The sequence below is a fragment of the Salinibacterium sp. NYA9b genome, from assembly GCF_976973725.1.
Window position 1 is genome coordinate 473691 of record NZ_OZ333476.1, and the last position, 25986, is coordinate 499676.

The 25986-nt window shown below is 60.3% G+C and carries 18 protein-coding genes, 1 tRNA gene and 1 other RNA gene; 16 read left to right on the forward strand and 4 right to left on the reverse strand.

Annotated elements, in window-relative coordinates; genetic code table 11:
* Nucleotides 1–23: 23 nt before the first annotated feature.
* On the reverse strand, nt 24–1532 hold the full coding sequence (locus ACWFSR_RS02340; protein ID WP_197108018.1) for an ABC transporter permease: 1509 nt from the start codon (nt 1530–1532) through the stop codon (nt 24–26).
* Nucleotides 1533–1709: 177 nt separating this feature from the next.
* Here ACWFSR_RS02340 and ACWFSR_RS02345 point away from each other — a divergent pair, with 177 nt between their 5' ends.
* The 4 genes from ACWFSR_RS02345 to rplL all read left to right on the forward strand — a co-directional run bounded on the left by ACWFSR_RS02345 (nt 1710) and on the right by rplL (nt 5167).
* Nucleotides 1710–2462, forward strand: coding sequence for a response regulator transcription factor (locus tag ACWFSR_RS02345; protein WP_447522972.1), 753 nt, complete (start codon nt 1710–1712; stop codon nt 2460–2462).
* Nucleotides 2459–3952, forward strand: a complete 1494-nt coding sequence (locus ACWFSR_RS02350; protein ID WP_197108015.1) for a sensor histidine kinase — start codon at nt 2459–2461, stop codon at nt 3950–3952. The genes ACWFSR_RS02345 and ACWFSR_RS02350 overlap by 4 nt, the downstream gene beginning before the upstream one ends.
* Nucleotides 3953–4234: 282 nt before the next feature.
* Nucleotides 4235–4750 (forward strand): 50S ribosomal protein L10, encoded by a 516-nt coding sequence (gene rplJ / locus ACWFSR_RS02355; protein WP_197108013.1) that lies wholly within the window; start codon nt 4235–4237, stop codon nt 4748–4750.
* Nucleotides 4751–4789: 39 nt separating this feature from the next.
* Nucleotides 4790–5167 carry a 50S ribosomal protein L7/L12 gene (gene rplL, locus ACWFSR_RS02360; RefSeq protein WP_197108011.1) on the forward strand — a complete coding sequence of 126 codons (378 nt, stop codon included), beginning with the start codon at nt 4790–4792 and terminating at the stop codon, nt 5165–5167.
* A 481-nt stretch (nt 5168–5648) separates the two neighbouring features.
* Here rplL and ACWFSR_RS02365 read toward each other — a convergent pair whose 3' ends face one another.
* Nucleotides 5649–7247 carry a LuxR C-terminal-related transcriptional regulator gene (locus tag ACWFSR_RS02365; RefSeq protein WP_447522973.1) on the reverse strand — a complete coding sequence of 533 codons (1599 nt, stop codon included), beginning with the start codon at nt 7245–7247 and terminating at the stop codon, nt 5649–5651.
* Nucleotides 7248–7523: 276 nt separating this feature from the next.
* On the opposite strand from ACWFSR_RS02365, the gene ACWFSR_RS02370 reads away from it, so the two are divergent.
* The 8 genes from ACWFSR_RS02370 (at nt 7524) to ACWFSR_RS02405 (ending at nt 19207) form a co-directional block, all read left to right on the forward strand.
* Entirely contained in the window at nt 7524–9701 is a 2178-nt protein-coding gene (locus ACWFSR_RS02370; RefSeq protein ID WP_447522974.1) for an RTX toxin, read from the forward strand.
* Nucleotides 9702–9824: 123 nt separating this feature from the next.
* Entirely contained in the window at nt 9825–11678 is a 1854-nt protein-coding gene (locus tag ACWFSR_RS02375; protein ID WP_447522975.1) for an ABC transporter ATP-binding protein, read from the forward strand.
* Nucleotides 11679–11823: 145 nt separating this feature from the next.
* Nucleotides 11824–13053, forward strand: coding sequence for a multidrug effflux MFS transporter (locus ACWFSR_RS02380; RefSeq protein WP_197108003.1), 1230 nt, complete (start codon nt 11824–11826; stop codon nt 13051–13053).
* Between the two features lie 88 nt (nt 13054–13141).
* The gene (locus ACWFSR_RS02385; protein WP_447522976.1) at nt 13142–13828 is read left to right on the forward strand and encodes a phosphatase PAP2 family protein; all 687 of its coding nucleotides are present in this window, start codon (nt 13142–13144) and stop codon (nt 13826–13828) included.
* A 4-nt stretch (nt 13829–13832) separates the two neighbouring features.
* Complete coding sequence (locus ACWFSR_RS02390) at nt 13833–15764, forward strand: helicase HerA-like domain-containing protein (protein ID WP_447522977.1); 1932 nt, start codon at nt 13833–13835, stop codon at nt 15762–15764.
* 274 nt (nt 15765–16038) lie between these two features.
* Complete coding sequence (locus ACWFSR_RS02395) at nt 16039–17310, forward strand: ABC transporter substrate-binding protein (RefSeq protein WP_197110430.1); 1272 nt, start codon at nt 16039–16041, stop codon at nt 17308–17310.
* Nucleotides 17311–17384: 74 nt separating this feature from the next.
* Complete coding sequence (locus ACWFSR_RS02400) at nt 17385–18275, forward strand: carbohydrate ABC transporter permease (protein WP_129073069.1); 891 nt, start codon at nt 17385–17387, stop codon at nt 18273–18275.
* Entirely contained in the window at nt 18272–19207 is a 936-nt protein-coding gene (locus ACWFSR_RS02405; RefSeq protein ID WP_129073070.1) for a carbohydrate ABC transporter permease, read from the forward strand. Before ACWFSR_RS02400 ends, ACWFSR_RS02405 begins: the two co-directional genes overlap by 4 nt.
* A 134-nt stretch (nt 19208–19341) precedes the next feature.
* On the opposite strand, the gene ACWFSR_RS02410 is transcribed toward ACWFSR_RS02405, so the two are convergent.
* Together ACWFSR_RS02410 and ACWFSR_RS02415 are read right to left on the reverse strand one after the other, a co-directional pair.
* Nucleotides 19342–19983 carry a hypothetical protein gene (locus ACWFSR_RS02410; RefSeq protein WP_307784151.1) on the reverse strand — a complete coding sequence of 214 codons (642 nt, stop codon included), beginning with the start codon at nt 19981–19983 and terminating at the stop codon, nt 19342–19344.
* A 63-nt stretch (nt 19984–20046) separates the two neighbouring features.
* A tRNA-Ser gene (locus ACWFSR_RS02415) sits at nt 20047–20131 on the reverse strand.
* Nucleotides 20132–20274: 143 nt separating this feature from the next.
* Between ACWFSR_RS02415 and ffs the strand changes: the two genes are divergently transcribed.
* The 4 genes from ffs to ACWFSR_RS02435 all read left to right on the forward strand — a co-directional run bounded on the left by ffs (nt 20275) and on the right by ACWFSR_RS02435 (nt 25819).
* An RNA gene (ffs, locus tag ACWFSR_RS02420) (signal recognition particle sRNA small type) lies at nt 20275–20371 on the forward strand.
* Nucleotides 20372–20425: 54 nt separating this feature from the next.
* On the forward strand, nt 20426–22570 hold the full coding sequence (pta, locus tag ACWFSR_RS02425; protein WP_447522978.1) for a phosphate acetyltransferase: 2145 nt from the start codon (nt 20426–20428) through the stop codon (nt 22568–22570).
* The gene (locus ACWFSR_RS02430) at nt 22567–23688 is read left to right on the forward strand and encodes an acetate/propionate family kinase (protein WP_447522979.1); all 1122 of its coding nucleotides are present in this window, start codon (nt 22567–22569) and stop codon (nt 23686–23688) included. The genes pta and ACWFSR_RS02430 overlap by 4 nt, the downstream gene beginning before the upstream one ends.
* A 112-nt stretch (nt 23689–23800) precedes the next feature.
* Nucleotides 23801–25819, forward strand: coding sequence for an acyltransferase family protein (locus tag ACWFSR_RS02435; RefSeq protein WP_197110426.1), 2019 nt, complete (start codon nt 23801–23803; stop codon nt 25817–25819).
* The last annotated feature ends 167 nt before the right edge of the window (nt 25820–25986 follow it).

Below are 25986 nucleotides of genomic sequence, written 5' to 3' on the forward strand. Positions count from 1 at the left end.
TGAGGTCTACAGGGTGTGGGGGATCAGGCGACGCTGCGGAGAGCTTCGGCCGGGCGAAGTCGTGCTGCACGCCATCCACCGAATGCTCCGGCGATGAGACCTCCCGCGATGGCGAGAGCTACAGCGATGCCGATGATTCCGAAGGTCACGGGAATCTGGAGAGCGATATCGGTCGTTGCGGCTGCCGTGGTTGCGGCATCACCGAAGCGGTTTCCGCCTCCGCCCTGACCGGCACCCTGGCCTGCAACCGCTGTTGTGGCGACTGCGCTCGCGCTGAGCACCGGAGCGATGAGATTGATGGAGAGGATGCCGAGCAAACCGACGACGACTCCGATCACTCCACCGATGGCGCCCTGCACGAGTGATTCGCCGGCAACTTGACGCACCACGGCGCCATTGTTCCAGCCGATTGCTTTCAGAGTTCCGAACTCACGGGTGCGACGGGCTACGCCCGACGTGGTGAGCAGTACGGAGATGAGGAAGGCAGCGGCGAGCACGATGATCGACAGCCACGTTCCGAGCTTTCCGACGAGGTCGGAGGCGGTGGAAAGCGAACCAGAAACGCTCGAGGCGAGGTCTTCTTGGGTCTTCACTGAGGCATCCGGAAGCGCAGTTTGCAGTGCTGACTGAACACTCGCGATGTCTGTTGAGCTTGCTGCCTGCACGTAGACAGTGGAGACCTGACCTTCAAGGTCAGCTACACGCTGAGCGGTATCGAGCGGAATGTAGGTGTTGGATGCCGTAGTCGCGTCAGACGAGGTCGAGGTGACGGTACCGATGATGGTGAATTCTTCGCCACCGATCTCGAGGGTGTCGTCGACGGCGAGTGAGCTCGTGGTGGCGTAGCTCGTGTCGAGGATGACGACGTTGGAGTCGCTGTCGCTCGTCTCGAAGGCGCGGCCATCGACAAGTTCTACGGAGGTGAGGGGGCCGACGCTTTCGCCAGCAACGTCAATTCCGGTGACGGTGAAGGTGTCAACGTCGAAGGCGCTTCCGCCTGCTCCGTCTGGGCCGCCGCGGCCGCCCTGTGCTGCACCTTCTCCTGGAACTGCACCTTCCTGTCCTGTGCCTTGTTCGGTTGCGGCATCGGGCGCTGCTACTTCGCCGCTGAAGCTCACGTTGGTGAGGGCCAGCGTGGCGGTAGCTGCGGCTACGGTGTCGAGGCCCTGTGCTGTGGTGAGGGCATCCGCATCGAAGGTGGTGCTGGCGATGCCGCTGGTGAGGCGGGACTGGCTGATGGCGGTGGTGCCGTCTGTCGTTTCGCCGTCATCAGCGCCGAATTCGAAGCGGGGCTGCTGTTGTTGCGCCTGGCCTTCTTCGCCTTCGACTGGTTGTGCGGGGTCTTGCGTGATGGTGATGTCGGTGCCGACGCCGTAGACCGAGGCCAGCACGGTAGCTTGGGCATCCTTGACGCCGGCGGCTACTCCATTGACGATCATGACAAGGGCAATGGCAAGAGCCATTCCGGCCGCGATAATGGCTGTTTGTTTGCGTCGATTGCTGAGCTCTCGATACAGGTACGTTCCGAACATGGGTCTCCTCGGGTGATGCGGACGGTGCGGTAGTTGACACAAACCTAGAAACGTCGTCTATCAGGGCTCTATGGCAAGGCTGAGAGTGGGCTTTGAAGGTCGTAAGCCCGTGGACGTGTGGCAGTTGCATCGATGGCGCACAGAAATTTCATAGGAAACTCCGAATAACTAGACGACATGATCCAGTCACACCACCTCCCCGCCGTCCAGGCTCAACCGCGCCTCAGCCGCGCCGATGGAACCGCTATTCGTGCGGTTGTGGTCGACGATGAAGACTCGCTCACCGATTTACTCTCGATGGCGCTGCGCTATGAGGGGTGGGATGTTCGGCTCGCGTCCGATGGTCCACAAGCGCTGTCGACTATCCGCGAGTTCAAGCCAGACGTCGTCGTTCTCGACATCATGCTTCCTGGCCTCGATGGCCTCTCTGTGCTTTCTCGCTTGCGGGCGGATGGCATCCAAACCCCGATTCTTTTTCTCACCGCCAAAGACTCCGTTGACGACCGCATTGCCGGTCTCACGGTGGGCGGCGACGACTACGTCACGAAGCCGTTCAGCCTCGAAGAGCTTGTTGCGCGATTGCGGGCGTTGTTGCGTCGTTCAGCGCTCACGATCTCGGGGGAGGCTAACCCCATCATCGAAGTCGGCGACTTGAGCCTCGATGAAAGCACCTATGAAGTAAGCCGCGCCGGCACAGCGATCGAGCTCACGGCCACCGAGTTCGAACTGTTGCGATACCTTATGCGTAACCCACGTCGCGTTCTGAGCCGAGCCCAGATCCTCGACCGGGTGTGGAGTTACGACTTTGGGGGCAAAGCTAGCGTGGTCGAAATCTATATTTCTTACCTTCGCAAGAAGGTCGATGTTCTTGGCCCGCCCATGATCCAAACCGTGCGCGGGGTTGGTTACATGCTGCGAGCTCCGGAATGACCAGACCTCGAGAGGTCCGGGCTCCGGGCACACGACGTCCGCCGCTGAGTCTCCGCAAGCGTTTGGTGCTTGGCAGCGCTGCTCTTATTGCGCTTGCCGCGATTCTTATCGGTGTCGTCAGCGTGTTGGCCCTTCAGGGTTTTCTCGTGAATCGGCTCGATGATCAGCTTGAGTTGGCGACGAATCGTTCTCAGGGCGCCCTCGATATTCGGGAAACCACCGACCAGAGCAGGCCGCCACCAGCACGCGATTTTCTTGCTCTTCCTGGGCAACGGGAAGGAACCATTGCGGGTCTAGTGAGCGCAAACGGTGAGATCACTGCCGGAGTTCTCGGTAACAAGGGAGCCTCGTCACCGCTAACGGAAACCCAACTCGATTCGCTGGCCGGACTTGCACAAATCGACGAACCCACGACCGTCTCGTTGGGCGGCGACCTCGGCGACTACCGGGTCATCGCATCACACAATGCCGCGACCGGGGAGTCATTGATCGTCGCCCTGCCGCTATCTGACGTGCGCGCGACAGTTCTTCAACTCACCATCCTTGTTGTCGTAATCGGCCTGCTTGCAATTGTCATTGCCGCCATCGCTGGAGCTATCGCTGTGCGCTTCGCCCTTCGCCCGCTTGAGCGAGTCGCGAGCACCGCAACACGGGTGTCTGAGCTCCAACTTGACCGCGGTGCTGTCGCGCTCGCAGAACGAGTCTCGGCCGATGACGCCGACCCGCGCACCGAAGTGGGGCAAGTGGGATCCGCTCTCAACCGACTGCTGGAGCATGTGGCATCCGCCCTCTCCGCTCGTGAAGCCAGTGAGAAGAAAGTGCGTTCTTTTGTGGCCGATGCGAGCCATGAGTTGCGCACGCCGCTGGCCTCGATCCGTGGCTATGCCGAGCTCACCCGCCGTGGTGGCCATGAGATTCCGGATGACGTTGCTCACGCGATCGGCCGCATCGAGTCAGAGTCCGTGCGCATGACCGGTCTCGTTGAAAGCTTGCTCCTGTTGGCCCGCCTCGATGAAGCTGCGCCAGTTGAGCATGCCTCTGTCGATCTCTCTCGACTCCTTATCGACGCAGTCGGGGATGCCCATGTGGCTGGCCCCGACCATGTGTGGGAGCTTGAACTTCCGGATGACTCGATAGTGGTCAGCGGCGACAACGCGCGATTGCATCAGGTCGTCGCCAACCTACTCGCCAATGCGCGAGTGCATACTCCCGCGGGCACCACGGTTACCGCGTGTTTGACGTTGGAGGCAGATCGCGCCGTCATCGAAATCCGAGACACCGGTCCTGGCATTGCTGATGAGTTGCAGGCGACGGTCTTCGAACGCTTCGTACGTGGGGACAGTTCACGCTCGCGCGCTGCGGGGAGCACTGGGCTGGGCCTCGCTATCGTTGCTGCGGTAATCGAGGCGCATGGCGGTTCGAGCTCAGTTACGAGTGAGCCGGGCAATACGGTATTCCGCATTGAGCTGCCGGCGGGCGTTGTTCTTTAGCTGAGGGCTTCTGCTGGTTTGCGCAGATGCTCCCCATCACGTACTCTTATCGAAGCCAAAGACCGCCGGTCGTTTGCATGCGCGAAAGTGTGTGTGATCGAAGTTCGTGAAAACGAAGGCCAGCGCAGGTGTGTGAAGTAGTTTTTCGGCCAGTTCTGGCCGCAACTCAGCTCCGTGCCTCTGTGTTAGCGCAGTAGGGCCGGAGCTTTTTCTTTTCTCCAGCCACTCTTTACACTTCCGTGCGGCTCTGAGGCAGACACACATCAACCAGTAGGGAGCACCATGGCGAACAAGGAAGCATCGGTCGCCGAGCTTACGGATCTTTTCCGCAACTCGACCGCCGTTCTGCTAACCGAGTATCGCGGACTCACTGTTGCCCAGCTCAAGACGCTGCGCAAGTCAATCAGTGAGCACGCAACATACGCCGTGGTGAAGAACACGCTGACAAAGATTGCAGCTAACGCAGCAGGCATTTCGTCGTTCGACGAAGAGCTCGTTGGTCCGTCTGCAATCGCATTCGTACACGGAGACCCTGTCGCCGTTGCGAAGGCTATGCGTGACTTTGCCAAGGCAAACCCTCTTCTCGTGGTGAAGGGTGGTTACTTTGACGGTAACGCGCTCACCGCTGAAGAGGTCAACAAGCTGGCCGCACTGGAAAGTCGGGAGGTGCTCCTTGCGAAGTTTGCTGGAGCAGCCAAGGCTTCACTGTTCGGCGCCGCGTATCTGTTCAACGCACCGCTCGCTCAGGCCGTTCGCACGGTCGACGCGCTGCGCGAGAAGCAGGATTCCGCGCAGTAACGCGCGGGTTAATTAGCTTAAGAAATATAGGAGAAAATCATGGCGAAAATGTCAAGCGACGACCTCATCGAGGCCTTCAAGGAACTGACCCTCATCGAGCTCAGCGACTTCGTTAAGAAGTTCGAAGAGGTCTTCGAAGTTACTGCTGCTGCTCCGGTTGCTGCTGCTGCTGCACCTGCTGCTGCTGCTGAAGAGGTTGAAGAGAAGGATTCCTTCGACGTCATCCTCGAAGCTGCTGGCGAGAAGAAGATCCAGGTTATCAAGGAGGTGCGCGCACTCACGAGCCTCGGTCTCGGAGAGGCGAAGGCAGTCGTTGACGGCGCTCCCAAGGCTGTACTCGAGGGTGCAAACAAGGAGACCGCTGAGAAGGCAAAGGCTGCTCTTGAAGAAGCCGGCGCAACCGTAACCCTTAAGTAGTCGAATCCTTTAACTAGGTTCGAGTCTCTTTAGAGACTTACTTGCCAGAAAGGCGTCACCCTTCGGGGTGGCGCCTTTCTGCGTTAATCAACACTCGGGTCGCGGTTCGCCCGGGAGGGGCGGAGAGGGCGGTCTGCGGCGTCATGTGTGGATGTGTGGATGCGTGCGGATAGCGGGGCGCGTGTGTGATGAGAGCACGCCCCAAGGCTTGTTGCGGGAGCGGGCGCAGGGCTAACAAGAACACTGCCGGGGAAAGTGTCTCAGAGGAGAACCGGTGTGAGAGAGGGGGTGGGGCGCCTGGTAACCAGCCGGGCGCCCCACCAACGTGCCGAATCCGTTGACACCAGGGATCAGGTTCCGGAGGCGGATGTTTCGGCACGAGACCGCTAGGCGCGTAAAGAATACGGGGCTAGCGGAAGTGGTGTCACTAACCTATCGAGGTGAAAGTTACGCAGCAACAGCGGCGAGGGTGAATAGAGGGTTAGTCGCGGGTGATATCCACCTGAAGGCCTAACTCGCGGGACTTGTGGATTGCCTCGACTCGCGATGTCACCCCCAGTTTTCGGTAAATGCTCTTGAGGTGAGATTTCACTGTATTCACCGAAATGAAGAGCGTTTCCGCGATCTCTGCTGAGTTGCTCCCGCGGACGAGTTCGCGGGCGATTGAGCGTTCTCGGTCGCTCAGGGCTAGTGAGTCACGCCGTACGAGGACGACCGTAAGGCCGTCGAGTCGTTTGATGAGCGCTCCAACTTCAAGCGGCTGGCTTCGCGTCGATGCGCGAGTGAGCATTTCTTGAACCACTTCGCTGGGAATAAGGCGGAATGGGCTGTGCATGCGGTTGCGCGCAGCCAGGCGTAGGGCGCGGTCGAAGGCAACATCCGATTGTTCCTCGCCCCCGAGGGAAAGATTCGCAGCTGCCTTCACGAGAAAGACATCGGCAAGCGTGCGACTTGAGTGATTATCGCCCAAAGCCTCACATTCGCGCAGCGCGTCCAGAGCACCTCGGGCGTCGCCGGTGACGAAGCGCAAGTGAGCTACAAGCCGGCTCGGGCAGACGGTGTGGTGCTGGGTGGGGGAGAGGCTGGCGAGCACATCCCAGGCTGCCCCGCTGTCGCCGAGTTGCAGAAAAGCGGCGGCGCGCAGTCCTCGAATCTCAGAATCAACGAAGCCGACGGGCTGCCATTCATCGAGCGAGAAGAGCGCTAGCCGAAGCTTTTCTAGACCTTCGTGGGCGTTTCCGACGAAGAGTTCAGTGAAGGCTTGTGCGTAGAGCCCTAACGGTTCCCAGTCGCTCTCTCGAATGGCTTTCTGCAGCCTGTCTACGAGCGGTCCGACGGAGTCTGTGCCGCGCTGCATGGCGCCGATCAACAGCTCGGTGATCAGAGCCGGGGCGTTGAATCTGCTGTCGCGCAGCGCGGGGCTAGCCCCCGTGGATTCGGCTCTGGCCACGTAACTGAGGGCATGCTCAAAGTCGCCCATGAGGAGTTGGATGAGAGCGAGGCATCCGAAAACTTCCAGCTGGTTTGCAACACTCAGATTCGTTTCCGCGAGCGAGCCGGCTAAGCGGAAATCTGCTTTTGCCCGATCGAAATCGCCACCGTGGAGAGCGATTGCTCCGCGCTGAAGCGCAATCTCTGCGGTGAGCGGAACGCGCCGGGCGAGCGGGATGACATCGCGACTATCTGCGATGGCACTCGCGCTTGTGATCGCGGCGAGAGCGTCATTGAGGCGGCCAAGCGAGCGAAGAGCTGCCGCATATCGCACGTATAGGGTCGCACGCACGAACGCGGGGGTCTCGGGGGTGAGGAGCGCGAAAGCGGCCTCGAAGTAGGGGAGCGCTGTAGTGCGGCTCGCAGTGTCTGCTGATCGGAAACTTGACGCGTAGCAGGTAATCAACCACGGGTCGCTGTGCCACAAATCGTCTGGGGTGGAGTCGAGCATTGAGCGCAGTGAAGCACCTGCCGTACTCACCACTCGGGGCCACGCTTCGCGCAGCTCGTCGAGTGCAAGAGTGAAGTCTCCCGCGGAGCGGGCAGCATCGAAAGCGCGTTCGAGCGCGCTAACGTCGGCTGTCGCCATTGCTGTATTCCCCCCTTCGAGACAGCTGTCTCGATGAGTTCGAAGATCTCGCCTGGTCGGGTGGGTGACGCGAGGGTTTACAGACTACTCCCTCCGCGCGCCGCGCTTGCATTATTTCTCAATGACCCCCCATAATGGGCACGTCGCATTCTTGACCCCCGAACGTGTGACAAATCCCGATAGAGCTACCCGGAATCCCCCGCCGGGCTAACGCGCCCCCCAGCGTATTGGTTCGAATAGTTCCAGGTCGCTCGTTACCCGAGAGCGAAACCCGAAGTGACTAACTTTTTGGCGCGCTGGCGCGCCGCAAATCGAAGCCCCCGATTCGATAAGACCACCGGCCAGCAGCGAAAGCGCTGGTCATTGCGACACATGCGCGGCATTTCCGCCATGGTTGCTCTCGCACTCGTAGTTGGTTCAGGGCTGGCAGTTGTTTCTGTCTCCTCGGCTGCCGAAGCGCACACACCGAGCATCGACGTTACGTGTGAAGGCGTAACCGTTACTGGCCGTTACTACGAAGCCAGCGGCACCGGCGAAGGCCAGCAGAACCTCATCAAGTTCCAACTTGAGGGTGGCAAGCAGCAGGTTATTGAGTTCAGCAAGAACGGATCGCACTTCTTCGCGTTCCCCAACTCCACCGAAGCCCACACCTTCACCGCATCGGTGACCGCGTGGAACAACCCCACAAACTCGAGCTGGAACCGCACCTGGACCAAGACCTCTGAACCGTGCGTCGCGCAGAGCATCGTCAGCCTGACCGCCTCGAGCTGCGAAGTGCCCGGTGGATCAACAGACATCACCGCTACTTTCAAGGGCCTCGTAGCTGACCGCAAGTACGAGCTCACTCTCTCTGACAACCTTGGCAACTCGAAAACTGTCACGTACGTCCCCAAGCAGACCACCGGTAGCTACACCTGGGAAACGGCCATCGCCGGAGCTGCTTACACCGTGACGCTCATCGATACGACGAATCGTTCGCTGATGGCATGCAAGACGGTCCAATCGCTTGCGTGCCCCGCATCGTCAGGTATCGCTATCGTCGCTAATGAATGCACGGTAAACGGTGAAGGCGCCTCTATCAAGGTGAACGTCAGTTCTCTCGTAGCTGGTCGCGAATACCGCATCGATATCGTGAACGCCAGTTCGAATGCCGTTGTTGACAGCTACACCTTCACCGCTAGCGCGGCGACCGGCTCGTACAAGTCCCAAGCGACCCCTTCCGCGAGTTACTTCGCGACGATCGTAGACACCAGCCAGGCAAACGCGACGCCTGAGCAGAGCAACACGCACACCTTCTTGCCGTGCCCCGAAGCAATAGCGAAGCCGACTCTCTTGGCAACGCAGTGCGACGCGGTCTCGACCGATGCTGAAGGTGAAATCACGATTGCAGTTGAGGGACTCGTTCCCGGACGCACCTACAACATTGTTGTGGTCGACTCCGCAAAGAAGCCCGTCCTCACCGAGAACGGCTACTTTGCAACCGCTGACCGCTACGACGCAAAGCTGACGGGAATGGCTGGCGGCACCTACACCGCAACAGTGACCGACGCGGTGCAGACGAGTTACACGAACAGCGCCACCGTAACTCTGGTGTCGTGTGCGACTAACGAGACCACGGTTCAGCTGACTGCCGAACAGTGCACCGCACCGGGTGAAAACGCTTCGCTTACTGCTACCGTTTCGCACTACGCTGCTGGCCGCGACTATACCGTTGCGCTCATGCTTGACAACGTTCTCGTGGGTAAAGCCCAGAAGCTTGACTCCAGCACCGGAAAACCTCAGAAGTTCACCTTCGAGGGTCTCGAGCCAGAGAACACCTACCGAGTCATCGTGACCGACACGAAGTCGAACCCGACAGTGACTGCTGCGGCAGACATGTACTTGGACGTGTGCCCTAGTAACCCAACCGTGATGCTCATGCAGACAGAGTGTGATGTTTTGGGTGCCTCAACGATAGCTGTATCGGCAAGCGACCTAGCTGTTGGCCAGAGCTACACGGTCACCGTAGTTACGCACTCCACTGGCAAGCCTGTTGACGGTGTTGCTCCGATCACCTTCGAGGCCGATCTCCCGACTCATGCGCTCACCATCACCGACGTGCCGAACGGCGAGACCTACACGGTGTCGATCGTGAACGCAGACAACACGTTGAGTGCGAAAGACTCGATCACGCTGGAGGTGTGCGACCTGCCCACCTTCCCGCTTCCCCCTGAGGAGCCGCCCACCGTGGTTCCCCCGGTAACGGATACCCCGACAGTTGATTTGCCAACGCTGGCATTGCCGGTTGGAGATCTGCCTACTCTGGCATTGCCGGTTGGAGATCTGCCTACCCTGGCATACACAGGCTCGAGCACAATCGCTCCGACACTGGCTGGACTCGGGTTCCTGCAGCTCGGATTGGTGCTCGTAGGGTTCAGCGTTGCGCGACGACGTTCGGTAGTTCGCGGAAACTGATCCTGACTGTTCGGCGGGCAACCCTAGTTGCCCGCCGAACTCCCGTGTGAGGTTTCTCGCACAGCGCACTCGGGCGCTGTGCGATTGGCCGTTAAGGGCAGAACTGCGAACTAGGCTCGAATTATGAGCACAGTAGGTGGTCCGCGACGCGGTGGCCGAGTTAGCGGCGGAGACTACTCCGCCCAAAAAGCAGAAAATGCTGCAGCCCCCAAGGTCCCCCACCTCCTCCAGCGCATCGCTCACCTCTTTCAGCCGCACAAGTCAGCGCTAACGCTCACCATCACTCTTGTGCTGATCGGCGCCGGCATAAGCGTGCTGCCACCGCTGCTCACCAAGCAAGCCTTCGACGAAGGCCTCTTCCCGGCGTCAGGCACACCCGATATCCCCGTGCTGGCGCAACTCGTCATCATCATGATCGCGCTCTGGATAGCGTCCGCCGCGCTAGGCGTCTGGCAGACCTACCTCACCGCGACAGTGGGCAATAAGGTCATGGGCGCGCTCCGGGTGCGACTCTTCGATCAGCTGCAGCGCATGGAGCTCGCATTCTTCACCCGCACTAAGACGGGCGTCATCCAATCCCGGCTTCAAAACGATGTTGGTGGCGTTGCTGGCGTGCTCAACAACACCGTGTCGAGCGTGATCGGCAACACCGTCACGGTGATCGCGGCGTTCATCAGCATGCTCGTGCTCAGCTGGCAGCTCACCGTGGTTGCCGTCATTGTGCTTCCGGGTATTGTGATCGCTCAACGTCGCGTTGGGCAGATCCGCGCGCGCATTGCCACCAAGACTCAAGAGTCGCTGAGCAACATGACCGCGATCACTCAAGAGTCCTTGAGCGTTTCGGGCATCCTTCTCTCCAAGAGCTTCAACCAACAGGACATCGAAACGCTGCGGTATTCCGACGAGAACGAACAACAGGTCGACCTGCAGGTGCGCCAGCAGATGAGTGGCCAGTGGTTCTTCGCCACCGTCAATATCTTCTTGTCGGTCATTCCTGCGATCGTCTACATGGTTGCCGCGTACCTCATTACTGGTGGCGTTGACGTCACTGCCGGAACAATCGTGGCCTTCACGACAGTGCAGGCACGCCTCATGTTCCCCCTCCTTGGACTTATGAGGGTGGCGCTCGACCTTCAAACATCCTCGGCTCTCTTCGCGCGAATTTTCGAGTACCTCGACCTCACGCCAGCGATCACCGACAAGGCCGATGCCCACGAGGTAAATAGGGCCGAGCTGGGAGCGGTCGCTTTCGATAACCTGACTTTCCGCTATCCCGACGCCGAGGCATCCACTCGGCCAACGCTTGACTCAGTCAGCTTCTCGATTGAGCCCGGACAGTACGCGGCCTTTGTCGGTCCCTCCGGTGCCGGCAAAACCACCGTGTCCTATCTGATTCCTCGGCTCCATGAAGCGAGCAACGGGCGCGTGCTCTTCGCCGGCGACGATGTGAAGGATCTCACCCAAGATTCGCTCATCCGCAACATCGGCATTGTGAGCCAGGAAACCTACCTCTTTCACGCGACCATCGCCGAGAACCTCTCCTATGCGCGACCGGATGCGACGACCGAGCAGATCGAAACCGCAGCGCGTGCCGCGAACATCCACGAGACGATCATGTCGTTTCCCGATGGCTACGCCACGACGGTGGGGGAGCGCGGCTACCGACTGTCGGGCGGAGAGAAACAGCGCATTGCTATTGCGCGCGTGCTGCTCAAAGACCCCAGTGTGCTTATCCTCGATGAAGCGACGAGCGCGTTGGACTCCATCTCTGAGCGCATTGTGCAAGCAGCCCTCGATACCGCTTCGCGGGGTCGAACGACCATTGCCGTAGCCCACCGGTTGTCGACGGTGCGTTCGGCGGACGTGATCTTCGTTGTCGTCGCCGGAGCGATTGTGGAGCGCGGAACGCACGCCGAGTTGATCACGCGCGGCGGCGAGTACTCGCGGTTGTATGCGGAACAGAACCGCACCGACTAGGGGCCACGCACATCCCGTAGGCGAGCGCTGTTGCGTCGAGCGCCAACGTTCCGGACGCTGGGCGTAGGCTGGGGTAGCCCTCGGGGTTGCGGGCACACTACTTTTGCCGCGCCCACAACCGGGCACTCTCTTAGCTAGGAATCGCTTGACTACCGTCGTTCATCCCGGTGACTCACTCTCTGCACGTCAACGGCTTGTGTATGTCCTCGTGCTTGGCGCGCTGACCGCGCTCGGCCCGTTTACCGTCGACCTGTACCTGCCGGCGTTCCCTCTCATCGAAGCGGATCTCGACACCACTGCGGCCATCGTCCAGCTCACGCTGACCGCGACGACCCTCGGTTTCGCGCTTGGCCAGCTCATCGTCGGTCCGCTGAGTGACCGAATCGGTCGACGCCTTCCGCTACTCGTTGCCACGAGCGTGCACCTCATGGCGAGTATCGGAGTTGCCCTCGCAGCCAACATCGAACTGCTCTTCGTCTTTCGCCTCATCCAAGGAATGGGAGCGGCCGCGGGTGCTGTCGTGACCATGGCAATCGTGCGCGACCTCTTTGGCGGGCTCCCTCTTGTGCGGATGCTGTCACGCCTTGCCCTCGTGCAGGGGCTTGCGCCCATCTTGGCTCCGCTCATCGGGTCTCAGCTCTTGCTGATCACCCCGTGGCGTGGAATGTTCGTCTTCCTGGCGATCTACGCCGGTTTGGTATTGATCGCTGCGTGGTTCCTCATTATCGAAACCTTGCCGCCAGCCCGGCGCCGAGACCTCGGCCATGCCACGGCAGGCCAGCGCTACAAGGCCCTCTTCACTGACCGGGTGTTCGTGGGCACGGCGATCATCGCGGGAATGACCTTCTCTGGGCTTTTCGCCTACCTCGCCTCATCTCCGTTCCTCTTGCAGAACGTCTACGGTCTTGATCCTCAAGCGTTCGGTCTTGTCTTCGCCGTGAACTCGGTGGGGGTCGTGATCGGAGTCCAGTCCGCAGCATTCCTGATGCGATTCATCGGGCCGCAGTGGATTCTTGCCGGCTCCGGAGTCATGCTGCTGCTCTCGGCCTCCACGATCGTGTTCCTCGACATCGTGAACGGCGATCTCATCACGGTGCTGATTCCCCTGTTCTTCTTCGTGATGTCCTGTGGCTTTTCGTTCCCCTGTACTCAAGTGTTGGCGCTCGCCAACCACGGGGGAGAAGCGGCGACGGCGGCGTCAGTGTTGGGCGCCGTGAACTTTGGGCTTGCCGGACTCACCTCGCCTATCGTCGGCGCCTTCGGAATCACCAACGCAATCCCGATGGGCATTGTGATGGGGAGCACCGCAATCGTGTCGATCATCGTGATGTGGACGGTCATCCGTCCGCGTACCGTGCCTGCGCTATCGCGCTAGGCATCGCGAGAAGTGTTGAGGCTCACGGAGCGCTGACAGCCGCGGATTGTCTCGGCACTCGCCAAGATTCACCCGGTACCGTAAATGGGTGAATACTGAAATTTCGCCAGCGGAAGCTCGTCAGGTTACCCAGCGCTGGCCGCTTATCAGTGGAGTGACCGCCGTGGTGCTGGCCGTGCTGCTCGGTTTTCTTATCGCGACGCGAGACGGCGTGCTGAGTCTCGACCAGCTAGTACTCGACGACCTGCTGAGCGTCCGTGCCGATATTTTCACCGTGCCAGCTCTGGTCATGGATTTTGTGGGTGGTGGATGGTTCGGGGTATTTGTTGTCCCGCTGGGGGCAGCGCTTGCGTTCTTTATTGCGAAACGTCGTTCGGCAGCGCTCTACTTTGTGCTGGCGTCAGCACTGAGCGCTGGCGTTGTTCAGTTACTCAAGTCACTCTTTGGTCGCGCGCGTCCTGAGGAGATCTTGGTCACAGCCGATATCGGTTCATTCCCGTCGGGGCATGTGGCCAACGCCGCTACTGTCACGGTCGTGCTCATCATCCTGCTGCAGCGTCGGTGGGTGCTGGTGGCCGGTATCGCCTACACAATTCTCATGATCTTGAGTCGCACGTATCTGGGGGCGCACTGGCTGAGCGACACCATCGGAGGTGCACTCCTCGGTGTTGGTGTCGCGATTATTGTGTGGGCGCCATTCGCTCATCGCTTAGCGACCGAAGACCCACAATCTGGCATCAATAAGAGCGCTGGGCGACCTCACTCCGTAGGCTAGAAGAATGACGGATGCCGCAGCCCAAGTAGAAGCCGCCAAGAAAGCCTTAGCCCAGGCGCAGGCCGCGCTCGCGGCCGCCGAGCTGGCATCGGCAGAGGCCGCGCTTGCCGCCGAGCAGGCCGCGGCCGCAGTGCCGGAGGCAACGACCGCCGAGACCGCACCGGAGGCCGCACCGGAGGCCGCACCCGAGACCGCACCGGAGGCCGGGCCCCCAGAACCAGCAGCCGACAAGCCGGCAGCGGCGAAGTCAGCCCCAACGAAAGCCACCCACGCTACCGGTTCGGGTGACGGCCCCCTCAGCGCGGCTCAGGTAGCCGACATCCGAGAGGGCTACGCCTTCGACGGTGAGGTGCTTGAGATGGGCGCTCTCGTCAATGGAGATGCGCTCTCCGATGTTCCGGTGCGCATTCCGATCGCGATGCTCAACCGTCATGGTTTGGTGGCGGGTGCCACCGGAACCGGTAAGACGAAAACGTTGCAGGTGCTGGCCGAGCAGCTTTCGGCTGCCGGCGTTCCCGTCTTCGCCGCCGACATCAAGGGTGACCTCTCGGGCATTGCTACCGCAGGCAGCTCGAGTGACAAGCTGCTGGAGCGCACCGAGTCGATCGGCCAAGACTGGCTGCCCGCAGCATCCCCCACAGAATATTTCACGCTGGGCGGTAACGGCATCGGCGTGCCGATTCGGGCGACGGTTTCCAGCTTTGGGCCACTGTTGCTCTCGAAGGTGCTCGGCCTCAATGACACGCAAGAGTCGAGCCTGGGCCTGATTTTCCACTACGCCGATCAGACCGGACTGCCGCTGGTTGATCTCAGCGATTTGCGCGCTGTCGTGCAATACCTGCTGAGCGATGATGGCAAGGTCGAGTTGAAGAACCTGGGCGGCTTGTCGTCGGCGACTGCTGGCGTCATCCTGCGTGAGCTCATCGGTTTTGCGAACGAGGGCGCCGATGAGTTCTTTGGCGAACCGGAGATTGATACGTCACTCTTCCTGCGCACCAACGCGGAAGGCAAGGGCATTGTGAGCTTGCTTGAGCTGCCGGGCGTGAGCAACAAACCAGCGCTCTTCTCGACATTCTTGATGTGGCTTCTTGCTGACCTCTTCAATGACCTTCCCGAGGTCGGAGATATCGACAAGCCCAAGCTCGTGTTCTTCTTTGACGAAGCCCACTTGCTGTTCAACGATGCCTCGAAAGACTTTATTGAGTCAATCACTCAGACGGTGCGGCTCATCCGTTCCAAGGGCGTCGGTGTGGTGTTCGTCACCCAGACGCCTAAGGATGTTCCGAGCGATGTGCTTGCCCAGATCGGTTCGCGCTTCCAGCATCAGCTTCGTGCACACACGCCGGATTCGGCGAAGGCGCTCAAGGCGACCGTCTCGACCTACCCCACATCGGGCTATGACCTCGGAGAGGTGCTGACGTCACTCGCGACTGGCGAGGCCATCATCACCGTCATGAATGAGAAGGGCGCTCCGACTCCCGTGGCGTGGACTCGATTGCGCGCACCGCAAGGTTCGATGTCGCCGACGGATGCCGGCACGATGGAGGCTGCGGTCGCCGCATCCCCGCTGATGGTGACCTACGGCACCGCGGTTGATCGGGAATCTGCTCGGGAGATTTTGGCCGGCAAGATGAATGCGGCGGCTGAGGCAGATGCCAAAGCGGAGGCGGCGGAGGCGGCGGCAGACGCTGCTGCGGTTGCCGCTAAAGACGCTGAGAAGCTCGCGAAGGCGCACGCTAAGGAGCAGGCGAAGGTGCAAGCCGACTACGAACGAGCGCTCAAAGACATGAACAAAAAGACCACGTCGCGCACCACTACACGCACGACAACGCGCAAGCAGCCCAATGTTTTGGGCGACGCCTTGAGTTCACGAACTGGACAGACGGTCGTGCGCGAGGTGCTTCGCGGAATTTTTTCGACCCTCAAACGTCGGTAATTCCGACCCGTATCCGGAGCTCTCCGCAGCGGGCACTCGGGCACGCAAACGCGCCTAAAACCCAGTGTTCTAGCGGAAGTAGAGCGCAAAGTTCGCTCCAGTCGGCGGTGGCAGCGAACCGAAATAGGCTCGCTGTTGCCAAATCGTGACCATTCGAATGTACAAAAACTTGCTGCGTTCACTTGTCAAACCCAACGGTTAGACAGTTTACTGGTGAACGTCCGATTCACTTCTTGAACGGAACAGCACTCATATTCCAATGGAGGAACACAGAATGCGTAAGCCACTTTCCATTATCGCCGGGGCGGTGGCCTTAGGCCTCGTTCTTGCGGGCTGCTCGAGCACCCCTAGCTCAGACCCCGACAACGCTGACCAGGTTGAGGTATTCACCTGGTGGGCCTCAGGATCCGAAAAGGTCGGCCTTGACGCTCTCGTCACGGTATTCGCTGAGCAGAACCCTGACATTGAGTTCATCAATGCATCTGTAGCTGGCGGCGCCGGCTCCAACGCCAAGGCAGCTCTTGCATCACGCCTCGAGTCGAACGACCCGCCGGACACGTTCCAGGCCCACGCCGGAGCAGAGCTCACGGACTACATCAACGCCGGTCAGCTTCAGGACCTCAGCTCGTTCTACCAAGAGAACGGCCTCACGGATGTCTTCCCCGAGAGCCTGATCGAGCGCATCACCGTTGACGGTGCCATCTACTCGGTACCCAGCAACATCCACCGTGCCAACGTCGTCTGGGCCAACACCCAGGTGCTCGAGGATGCCGGGATCGACCCCAAGGCTGCTCCTGCTGACATCGACGCGTGGCTTGTAGACCTGAAGAAGCTCAAGGACGCTGGAGTCGAGACTCCTCTCGCGCTCGGCACCGAGTGGACTCAGATGCAGCTCTTCGAAAACGTACTCATCGCTGACCTTGGCGCCGAGGGCTACTCGGGACTCTGGACCGGCGACACCGCCTGGGACGACGCTGGAGTAGAGACCGCAATCGGTCACTACGGCGACCTGCTCGAATACACCAACAGCGACTTCGCTGGCCTCGACTGGGATGCTGCAACGCAGATCGTTCTCGATGGCAACGCTGCCTACAACGTCATGGGTGACTGGGCCGAGTCTGCATTCCAGCAGGCCGGTTGGACCTACGACAACGAGTACACCACCTGGGCAACCCCCGGCACCGATGGAGTCTTCGACTTCCTCGCTGACTCGTTCACCCTCTCGGAAGGCGCTCCTCACGAAGCGGCTGCCATTGACTGGCTGACGACCATCAGCTCGGCTGAAGGCCAGAAGGCATTCAACCTCGCTAAGGGTTCGATCCCGGCACGTACCGACACGGTTGCTTCTGACTACCCCGCGTACCAGCAGACGGCTATCAAGTCGTTCGGTGAAGACACCGTTGTTAGCTCGCTCGCACACGGTGCAGCAGCAAGCATCGCCTGGTCGGGAGACATCTCTTCGGCCATCGGCAAGTTCGGCGCTGACCGCGACGCAGCTTCGCTTCTGTCCGGACTCGTTGCCGCCGCTGACAAGGCTCAGGGCTAACTAGCACTACGAGACATAGTGGGTGGGGGCGGCGACGCTCCCACCCACTACCGTGCAAACCGAGGAGCTCGCGCGTGAAAAAAGGATACAAAAACTGGGGCCCACCGCTCCTTTTGATATCCCCGACGATTATCGTTCTCGGGATATTTGTTTATGGCTTGATCGGCGCCAACATCTCGGTGTCGCTCAGCAACCGGAACAGTCTTGTTCCCGCTACTGAGTTCGTTGGACTCGATAACTACATCGCTCTGTTTGGCGAAGAGCGCTTCATCCACTCGCTTCAGAACCTTGGTATCTTCACCCTCTTCTTCATCGGTGGCACCATGATCTTCGGATTCTTGTGGGCGTGGATGCTCGACAAGGGCGTCACCGCAGAGGGCGTTTTCCGCTCGGTGTTCCTGTTCCCCATGGCGATCTCGTTCGTGGCATCCGGTGTCGTCTGGCGCTGGTTGCTCAACAGCGCTGAGGGTGACCGTGCATCCGGACTCAACCGGGTCTTCGAGAACCTCGGGCTCGACTTTCTCCAGAACTCGTGGTGGAACGATCCAACCTGGGGCATGGCGGCCATTGCGTTGCCCGCCATCTGGCAGCTCGCCGGCTACGTCATGGCACTCTTCCTTTCGGGCTTCCGTGGCATCCCTGAAGAGCTGCGCGAAGCAGCCCGCATGGATGGCGCGACCGAGTGGAAGCTCTACCGCTACGTGATCTTCCCCCAGCTCAGCCCCGTCGCGCTGTCGGCTCTCATCATCGTGGGCCACATGTCGCTGAAGGTCTTCGACCTCATCATGGCGATCACGAAGTCGATCTACCAGACCGAGGTTCCCGCAACCTACCTGTGGGTTGCTTTGACCTCTAACGACTACGCCAAGTCGGCCACTATCGCGACGATCCTGTTGCTCTTCGTTGCCGTCGTAATCGTCCCGTACCTGATCTACACCGCTCGCGCAGAGAAGAGGCAAGGATGAGTGTCGCAACTGGACTCGACAAGAAGCCAAGCGAACCCACCACTGAGTCGCACATGCCGCAGAGTTCGGCAATTCGTGCGCGAGCTGGACTGAGCCGCACCGCGAAGTACGTACTGCTGGTGTTCTTCCTGGTCATTGTGTTGATGCCCGTGTACGTATTGATCGTCACGAGCCTCAAGCCGCCGCAGGACGTCAACCCCGCCACCTCGTGGGGGCTGCCGGTTCGTTGGCCGTGGGAGCCTGCTTTCGAGGGTGGACCAACCGGCTTCGACAACTGGGCACTCGCGTGGAACGCGCTGTCGGCATCCATCGGTCGCACGTTCTTGCTGGCGATCCCTGCCGCACTGATCGCGTCGTTCCTCGGAGCAATGAACGGTTTCGTTCTTGCCCGCTGGCGCTTCCCGTACGCCGATGTCGTCTTCACGTTCATCCTGTTCGGAATGTTCATTCCGTACCAGGCGATCATGACGCCGCTCGTGCAGATGAAGACCAGCCTCGGCTTGCCGAGCGATGTCTCCACCCTGCTCGTGGTGCACGTGATTTACGGTCTGCCGATCTGTACGTTGATCTTCCGCAACTACTACGCCGGCATCCCTCATGAGCTCATGGAGGCTGCCCGCATGGACGGTTCGGGGATGCTGCGCACGTTCCGCAGTATCGTCTTGCCGCTGTCGCTTCCCGGCTTTGTTGTCACGATCATCTGGCAGTTCACCTCAGCGTGGAACGACTTCCTGTTCGCGCTGTTCCTGTCGAACCAGAATGAAGGGCCCGTATCACTCGCGCTCAACAACCTGGCGCAGGGCGCTCAACTGGCGAACTACGGTGCCGCGATGGCGGGTGCGCTGCTTGCATCGCTGCCCACGCTGGTCGTGTACATCGTGCTCGGCAAGTACTTCATCGGTGGACTGATGAGCGGCTCGGTCAAGAGCTAGCTCAGATCTCCTCGCTGCGAATGCCGCGGTGCTGTTGCCCATCCAGAGGGCGCCGGCACCGCGGCATTTGCGCGTTAACAGGGGAGTCGCTGCTGCCGCTAACGCTGTGGCTAGCGCTACGGCTGCGGCCGTCGCTAGCGAGCGAGGGCGTTGATGACGGTGAGCGCTGCGGCAAAGACACCGGCAACCGCGGCCGTGGTGCCAATCGCAATAGCGACCACGAGGAGGGGATACCGCTCATACGTATACAGGGTTTCGGGGTAATCGCGCCGAATTTCGCCGTGTGAAACGGTGCCGGGGATTGTTTCGACGGGCACGTTGAAGTGAGACGCGACGAATTCGAAATCCTCGGGAGCCCAATACTGCCCGCGCATGCGCAACAGGCGACGGTCATTGTGACCCATCACGGAGAGTTCGGCCCGCGATTCCAAGCCATCGCTCGTGAAGACGGTTGACCGCACGATCAAGGTGGCGTCTGACTTGTCGAAGTGCGTCAGTCGCCCGAAGAAAAAACCGCGCTCGGTGACGAGGGGGGAGTTTGCACCGATCCAGATGGCGCTGCGAAAGTAGGAAACACACGCGGCTATGGCGGCGGCGATAGCGACCGCGTGAGTGATCACGACCGCAAGCCACGGCCCATCCGGAATCGTGAGGGTATACAGTGCGCCGAACACGATTACCGTGAAAATCAGCCAAGCCTGAAACCCGCGCCACAAGAGCGAACGGGGTTGACCTAGCCGCCGACGAGGATCGTCACGGCGAGGTTTGAGGCTCACTGGCCTAGTCGACAACGGCGTTCCCTTCGTTTTTTCGCGTGGGCGATCACAATGGGGTAAGTGCGGAGAATGGGGGATTCGAACCCCCGAGGGCTTGCACCCAACACGCTTTCCAAGCGTGCGCCATAGGCCACTAGGCGAATTCTCCTGACAGGTTGAACGCGCGTTAGCGCAAACAGCCTCAAGTGATCATAACGGGGTGGGCGGCCCAGTGGTAATCGACGTTCCGAACGCCGTGAATTCGGGGAGTGCAGCCGGCGCGCGAGGGGTAATAATTTTGGGTAGACTGGGGGCGGCTCCTCGCGTGGCGCCATCCAGGCCAATTCCCCCAGGACGGAAACGTAGCAAGGGTAACCGGGCTCTGGCGGGTGCGCGAGGGGTCTTTTCTGTTAAGCGCCCGGCATCTCCTTCTGGGGCGTATCTTCCGGCGTAGGCTGGAGAGGTGACGCGGAATATCTACATCACCTCCATCGAGGGCCACGCTGGCAAGTCCACCATCGCCCTCGGTCTGCTCGACACGCTTAGTCGCGAAGCGAAACGACTTGGCGTGTTTCGGCCCGTCGCTCGCACCAGCGATGAGCGGGACTACGTCTTAGAGATGTTGCTCGGTCATGAAGCCGTCAATCTCAGCTACGACGAGGCTGTCGGCGTGGGCTACGACGACGTGCACGCTGATCCCGAGCTGGCACTCAGCCGCATCATCGAACGGTTTAAGGCAGTCGAGGCCCAGTGCGACGTTGTCGTGATTGTGGGCTCTGATTACACGGATGTGGGCAGCCCGACAGAGCTGTCCTACAACGCCCGCGTCGCCGCGAACCTCGGTGCTCCGGTGCTCCTTGTATTGGGTGCTCAGTCTGAGGACGGCGAGAGCCGCAGCCCCGCTGACATGGCGCAGGTTTATTCGATAGCGCATCAAGAATTGGATGCCGCCCACGCCCGGTTGGTCGGTGTGGTCGTCAATAGGTCTGACCCCGACTTCATGACCGACATCATCGCCGGAGTGAGCGCGGCGGTCGGCGACGATACTCCGGTGTGGGCTATCCCCGAAGACCCCTTCCTTATCGCGCCCAGCCTTGCCTCTCTGCTCACTGCCGTTGATGGTGAGTTGCTGCGCGGCGACGATGATCTGTTGCAGCGTGAAGCGCTCGGCGTGGTCGTGGCCGGTATGACGATGGAGAACGTGCTGCTGCGTCTCATCGAGGGCTCGGTCGTGGTGGTTGCTGGCGACCGGTCGGATGTGTTGCTGGCGACGCTGATGGCACACGCGTCGGAGACGTTCCCTTCGCTTGCGGGCATCATCCTCAACGGTGGGTTCGAGCTGTTGCCTCAAATCGAGCGCCTCATGGATGGTCTCGATGTGTCGTTGCCCGTGATTCGCACCTCGTTCGGCACCTATGACACCGCGCGCATTATTACCAAGACGCGCGGTCGCTTGGCTGCCGAGTCTCCCCGCAAGTTCGACACGGCGCTTGCCCTGTTTGAACAGCACGTGGATGCCGCAGAGCTGCTGCGTCGACTCGACCTGCATCCGCCCACCGTCGTCACGCCGCTCATGTTCGAGTACGGTCTGCTCGATCGCGCTCGCAGCATCCCGCAGAACATTGTGTTGCCGGAGGGCAGTGATGACCGCATTTTGCGCGCATCGAGCACGCTGTTGCGCCGTGGCGTTGCCACGCTCACGATCCTGGGTGACGAGGGCGAGGTGCGTGGCCGCGCGGCTGAACTCGGTCTCGATATCTCGGCCGCGAGCATCCTGAGCCCCTTTGATGAAGAACTGCGCACCCGATTCGCGACGGAGTATGTGAAGCTGCGCGCCCACAAGGGAATGACGATGGAGGTCGCGCGCGAAACTGTGACCGACGTCTCCTACTTCGGCACCATGATGGTGCACTTGGGGCTGGCCGACGGCATGGTCTCGGGCGCAGCGCACACCACGGCTCACACCATCCGCCCTAGTTTCGAAATCATCAAAACCAAGCCCGATATGTCGATCGTGTCGAGTGTGTTCTTGATGTGTCTTGAAGACCGCGTCCTTGTCTATGGTGACTGCGCTGTGAACCCCGACCCAGATTCCGCTCAACTCGCTGACATCGCTATCTCTTCTGCCGCGACTGCTGCCCAGTTCGGCATCGAGCAGCGCATTGCCATGCTGTCGTATTCCACCGGCTCCTCAGGCAGCGGTGCGGACGTCGACAAGGTTCGGGCCGCTACCGCGCTCGTGGTCGAACGACGCCCTGATCTTGCCGTCGACGGCCCTATTCAATACGACGCTGCCGTGGATGCCGCCGTCGGAAAATCTAAAATGCCCGACTCAGAAGTTGCCGGCCGCGCGACCGTGTTCATATTCCCCGATCTGAATACGGGCAACAACACCTACAAAGCCGTGCAGCGCAGCGCCGGAGCAGTGGCCATTGGGCCTGTCCTTCAAGGCCTCCGCAAACCGATCAACGATCTCTCGCGTGGGGCGCTCGTGCAAGACATTGTGAACACCGTCGCGATCACTGCAATTCAGGCTCAATCGGTCGCCGCCGAGGCCTCCGCGCTACAGGGCATCGCCGATGATGCCGCTGCCAAGGAGAAAGAATGACAACCGTCTTCGTGGTGAACTCCGGTTCATCGTCGATCAAGTGGGAACTGCTCGATGCCGAGTCCGGTTCCGTCTATAGCGGCGGCATCGTGGAACGCATCGGGGAACCCGGCGGAGGCGCAGCGGACCACGACGACGGGATGCGGCAGATCCTTGCGGAGCTGGGAGACGAACATCCGGCCGTCGTTGGACACCGTGTCGTTCACGGGGGAGCCGAGTTCACGCAGGCGACCGTGATCACCGATGAGGTCGAGGACCGACTTGAAGAGATTTCAGTGCTGGCGCCATTGCACAACCCCGCCAATCTGAAGGGCATTCGCGCAGCGCGAGCGACGTTCTCGACCGTGCCTCATGTGGCGATTTTTGACACCGCATTCCATGGCACGCTGCCACCGCACGCCTACACGTACGCGATCAATACGGAACTGGCCCGAGTGCACGGCATCCGTCGCTACGGTTTTCATGGCACCTCGTACCGGTACGTTTCGGAGCGGACCGCTGCGGTGCTGGGCAAAGATCTCGCCGATCTCAGGATGATCGTGTTTCACCTGGGCAATGGAGCATCCGTGTGCGCGATCGATGGTGGTCGCAGCGTCGACACCTCAATGGGCATGACTCCGCTCGAGGGGCTCGTGATGGGCACCCGCTCGGGCAACATCGATCCTGGGGCACTTTTTCATCTCGGCCGGGCCGGAATGGACCTCCCCGGACTAGACCACTTGCTCAACAGGGAGAGTGGATTGCTCGGCATGACCGGCACCGGAGACATGCGCGATGTGCAGTCGAAGGCGGATGCTGGCGATGAGCAGGCGCAGGCAGCGCTCGGTGTTTACTACCACCGGTTGCGTCACTACTTGGGGGCGTACCTCGTGGCCCTTGGCGGAGCGGACGCCGTCGTGTTCACCGCGGGCGTCGGCGAGAACAACGCCAACACGCGCCTCGCGACGGTCGAGGGTCTCGAATCGTTTGGGATCGAGATGGATGTCGCTGCTAATGCCACAGCCAATCGTGGCGAGCGCGTCATCTCGGCATCCGATTCGCGCGTGAAGGTTCTCGTCATTCCGACGAACGAAGAACTGCAAATAGCACGGGAATCAGTTGAGGCGGTAGCGCTATAGCGCTGTAGCGCGGCGTCGGCAGAGGCTTGGAGAGCATTGCTCGGTCTCGCTGTATATTTTCCAACTGATAGTCTGCCGTCGGTCCGGGCACTCCGGTCAGGTCAGGGGAGCCGTGTCGAAAGTTCAGAATAGTAAGGCGCCAACGCGTCTTGCTTCATGGTTCCGCGGAGATATCAACGGCCTCAGAGTTCTGGCAATCGTTCCCGTTGTAGCGTTCCATGCGGGTTTCCCCGGCTTCGGTGGCGGTTTCATCGGTGTCGACGTTTTCTACGTGATATCCGGATTCTTGATCACCACGAACTTGCTGCGCGAAGTTGAAGCTACCGGTCGGATCAACATCGGGCAGTTCTGGGCCAAGCGTGTCCGAAGGCTTGTGCCTGCGTCCGTGCTCATGGTGCTTGTGACGCTACCGCTAGCGGCCTGGCTCCTTTCGCCACTTCAATGGGCCGATCTGGGTCGCGCCGCCGCAAGTACCCTGCTGTACGTCTCCAATTTTCTGTTCTCTCAGCAAGCGACGGACTATTTCACGGTAGACCTCGGCGATCCGAGCCCCTTCCTTCACACGTGGTCTCTTGGTGTCGAGGAACAGTTCTATGTTCTCTGGCCGCTAGTGGTCATTGCTGCTGCCGTTATCGCCCATCGTCGGGGGGTCGCGATCCGCCGAGTCCTGTTTATCGCTTTCTCCGCCACGATTCTGCTCTCGTTCCTGCTCGCCCTCATCTGGACTCAGACGGCACCATCGGCTGCTTTCTATCTACTGCCCGCACGGGCGTGGGAATTCGCAGCGGCAGGCCTTCTTGCTCTGCTTCCCGGCCGCTATCTCGGTGCGAAACTGCTCCGCTCGCTGATGACCGTTATCGGTGCAGCCGTCTTACTGGCGACCGTCGTTTTGCTCCCTGAAACTACGCCGTTCCCCGGGTTCGCAGCGCTTCTTCCCGTCGCGGCGACGATGCTGATCATTCTCGGCGGTCGTCGCGCAGATGACGAGGTCCCTGCCTTGCCGGCGCGTGTGCTCGCGATCGCACCTATGCAATGGGTCGGAAACTTGTCGTACTCGTGGTACCTCTGGCACTGGCCATTCATAGTGCTGGCAGGGGTGGCGTTTGAGTCAGAACGCCTTCGAGTCACCGTAGGAGCTGCCGCTGCGTCCTTCGTGGCTGCTGCCATCACCTACTACTTGGTCGAGAACCCTATTCGTTTCAACCCGGCACTTGTCCGTTCTCTTCGGCGCACCTTCATCTCTGCAGCAGCCGTCACCGTCGTCGGGCTACTTTTGGCTGGTGGAGCCGTGGTGCAGGGAAATCTTGCGGTTCAGGAATACCGGCTGATCGAACAAGCTCGGGCTGATAAACCTGCACCGGAGTGCGACCGAGAAACCACTGTCGTCAGCGGCGTCAATCTCTGTGAGATGGGCGACGTGGATAGCCCGGTGACCGTTGTGCTGGTGGGCGATTCTCATGCGGGGCAATGGAAAGATGCCTTAGCCGAGGCGGCGAAACAGGAAAATATTCGACTAGTTGTTCGTTGGCTCACTGCCTGTGCGGCGATTGGCGTGGATACTTTGAGCTCGAAGGGGGAGTTCACTGAAGGGTGCCAAGGTTTCGTCCAAGACACCGAAAACATCATCGAGGAAATCGAACCTGATGCAGTTCTCATCTCCCAAGCTGAGGCCTACGACGGCCGAATCGTCGAACCCGATGGTGGAGCCCTTGTATTGTCCGAACAACTCGACCTATGGCGCGCTTCCTACGACAACACGATCATTCTTTTTGAAACACTGGGTGCTCGGGTGGGCGTGATTCAAGACAACCCGCGCGTTGGCTACGATCCCAGTACCTGCCTAGTGCGCTCAGGTGGGGACGCTGAGGGCTGTGCCTCGCCCAGAGACGAGGCTCTGGAAATGACGGCAGTACTCCAGGCGGTGGCGAAGGAAGCCATCGAGGGTCATGATCTTGCGGTGTTCTACACGACTAATGACACACTGTGCGACGAGGAAGTGTGCAAGGTAATGGACGGAGATGTCCCCGTCTACCGCGACTACAACCATCTCTCACGGCAGTGGACCATGACTCAAATCCCTGACCTCCGAGAGATGCTCGTGACGCTCGTCGGTAGCACGAAAGTCGGTTGAGGCTGTAACCCGATAGACCACTTGTTTGTCCCCCTTTATGGACCCTTGTGGTGACACTCTCTGAGCTTTTATTATGGTTTCGAGACCGAATTCGGGCGGTCTCAACGTTGGGCCAACCACCCTGCGAGTAGCTCACCACTACTCGAGTTGAGACTGTGTGCACTCGG

Excerpts from the sequence above, each read along its gene's own strand:
- ACWFSR_RS02390 (WP_447522977.1), top strand. The coding sequence starts at position 13,833 with ATGACGGATGCCGCAGCCCAAGTAGAAGCCGCCAAGAAAGCCTTAGCC.
- ACWFSR_RS02340 (WP_197108018.1), bottom strand. The coding sequence starts at position 1,532 with ATGTTCGGAACGTACCTGTATCGAGAGCTCAGCAATCGACGCAAACAA.
- ACWFSR_RS02375 (WP_447522975.1), top strand. The coding sequence starts at position 9,825 with ATGAGCACAGTAGGTGGTCCGCGACGCGGTGGCCGAGTTAGCGGCGGA.
- ACWFSR_RS02405 (WP_129073070.1), top strand. The coding sequence starts at position 18,272 with ATGAGTGTCGCAACTGGACTCGACAAGAAGCCAAGCGAACCCACCACT.
- ACWFSR_RS02430 (WP_447522979.1), top strand. The coding sequence starts at position 22,567 with ATGACAACCGTCTTCGTGGTGAACTCCGGTTCATCGTCGATCAAGTGG.
- ACWFSR_RS02395 (WP_197110430.1), top strand. The coding sequence starts at position 16,039 with ATGCGTAAGCCACTTTCCATTATCGCCGGGGCGGTGGCCTTAGGCCTC.
- rplJ (WP_197108013.1), top strand. The coding sequence starts at position 4,235 with ATGGCGAACAAGGAAGCATCGGTCGCCGAGCTTACGGATCTTTTCCGC.
- rplL (WP_197108011.1), top strand. The coding sequence starts at position 4,790 with ATGGCGAAAATGTCAAGCGACGACCTCATCGAGGCCTTCAAGGAACTG.
- ACWFSR_RS02350 (WP_197108015.1), top strand. The coding sequence starts at position 2,459 with ATGACCAGACCTCGAGAGGTCCGGGCTCCGGGCACACGACGTCCGCCG.
- ACWFSR_RS02345 (WP_447522972.1), top strand. The coding sequence starts at position 1,710 with ATGATCCAGTCACACCACCTCCCCGCCGTCCAGGCTCAACCGCGCCTC.
- ACWFSR_RS02365 (WP_447522973.1), bottom strand. The coding sequence starts at position 7,247 with ATGGCGACAGCCGACGTTAGCGCGCTCGAACGCGCTTTCGATGCTGCC.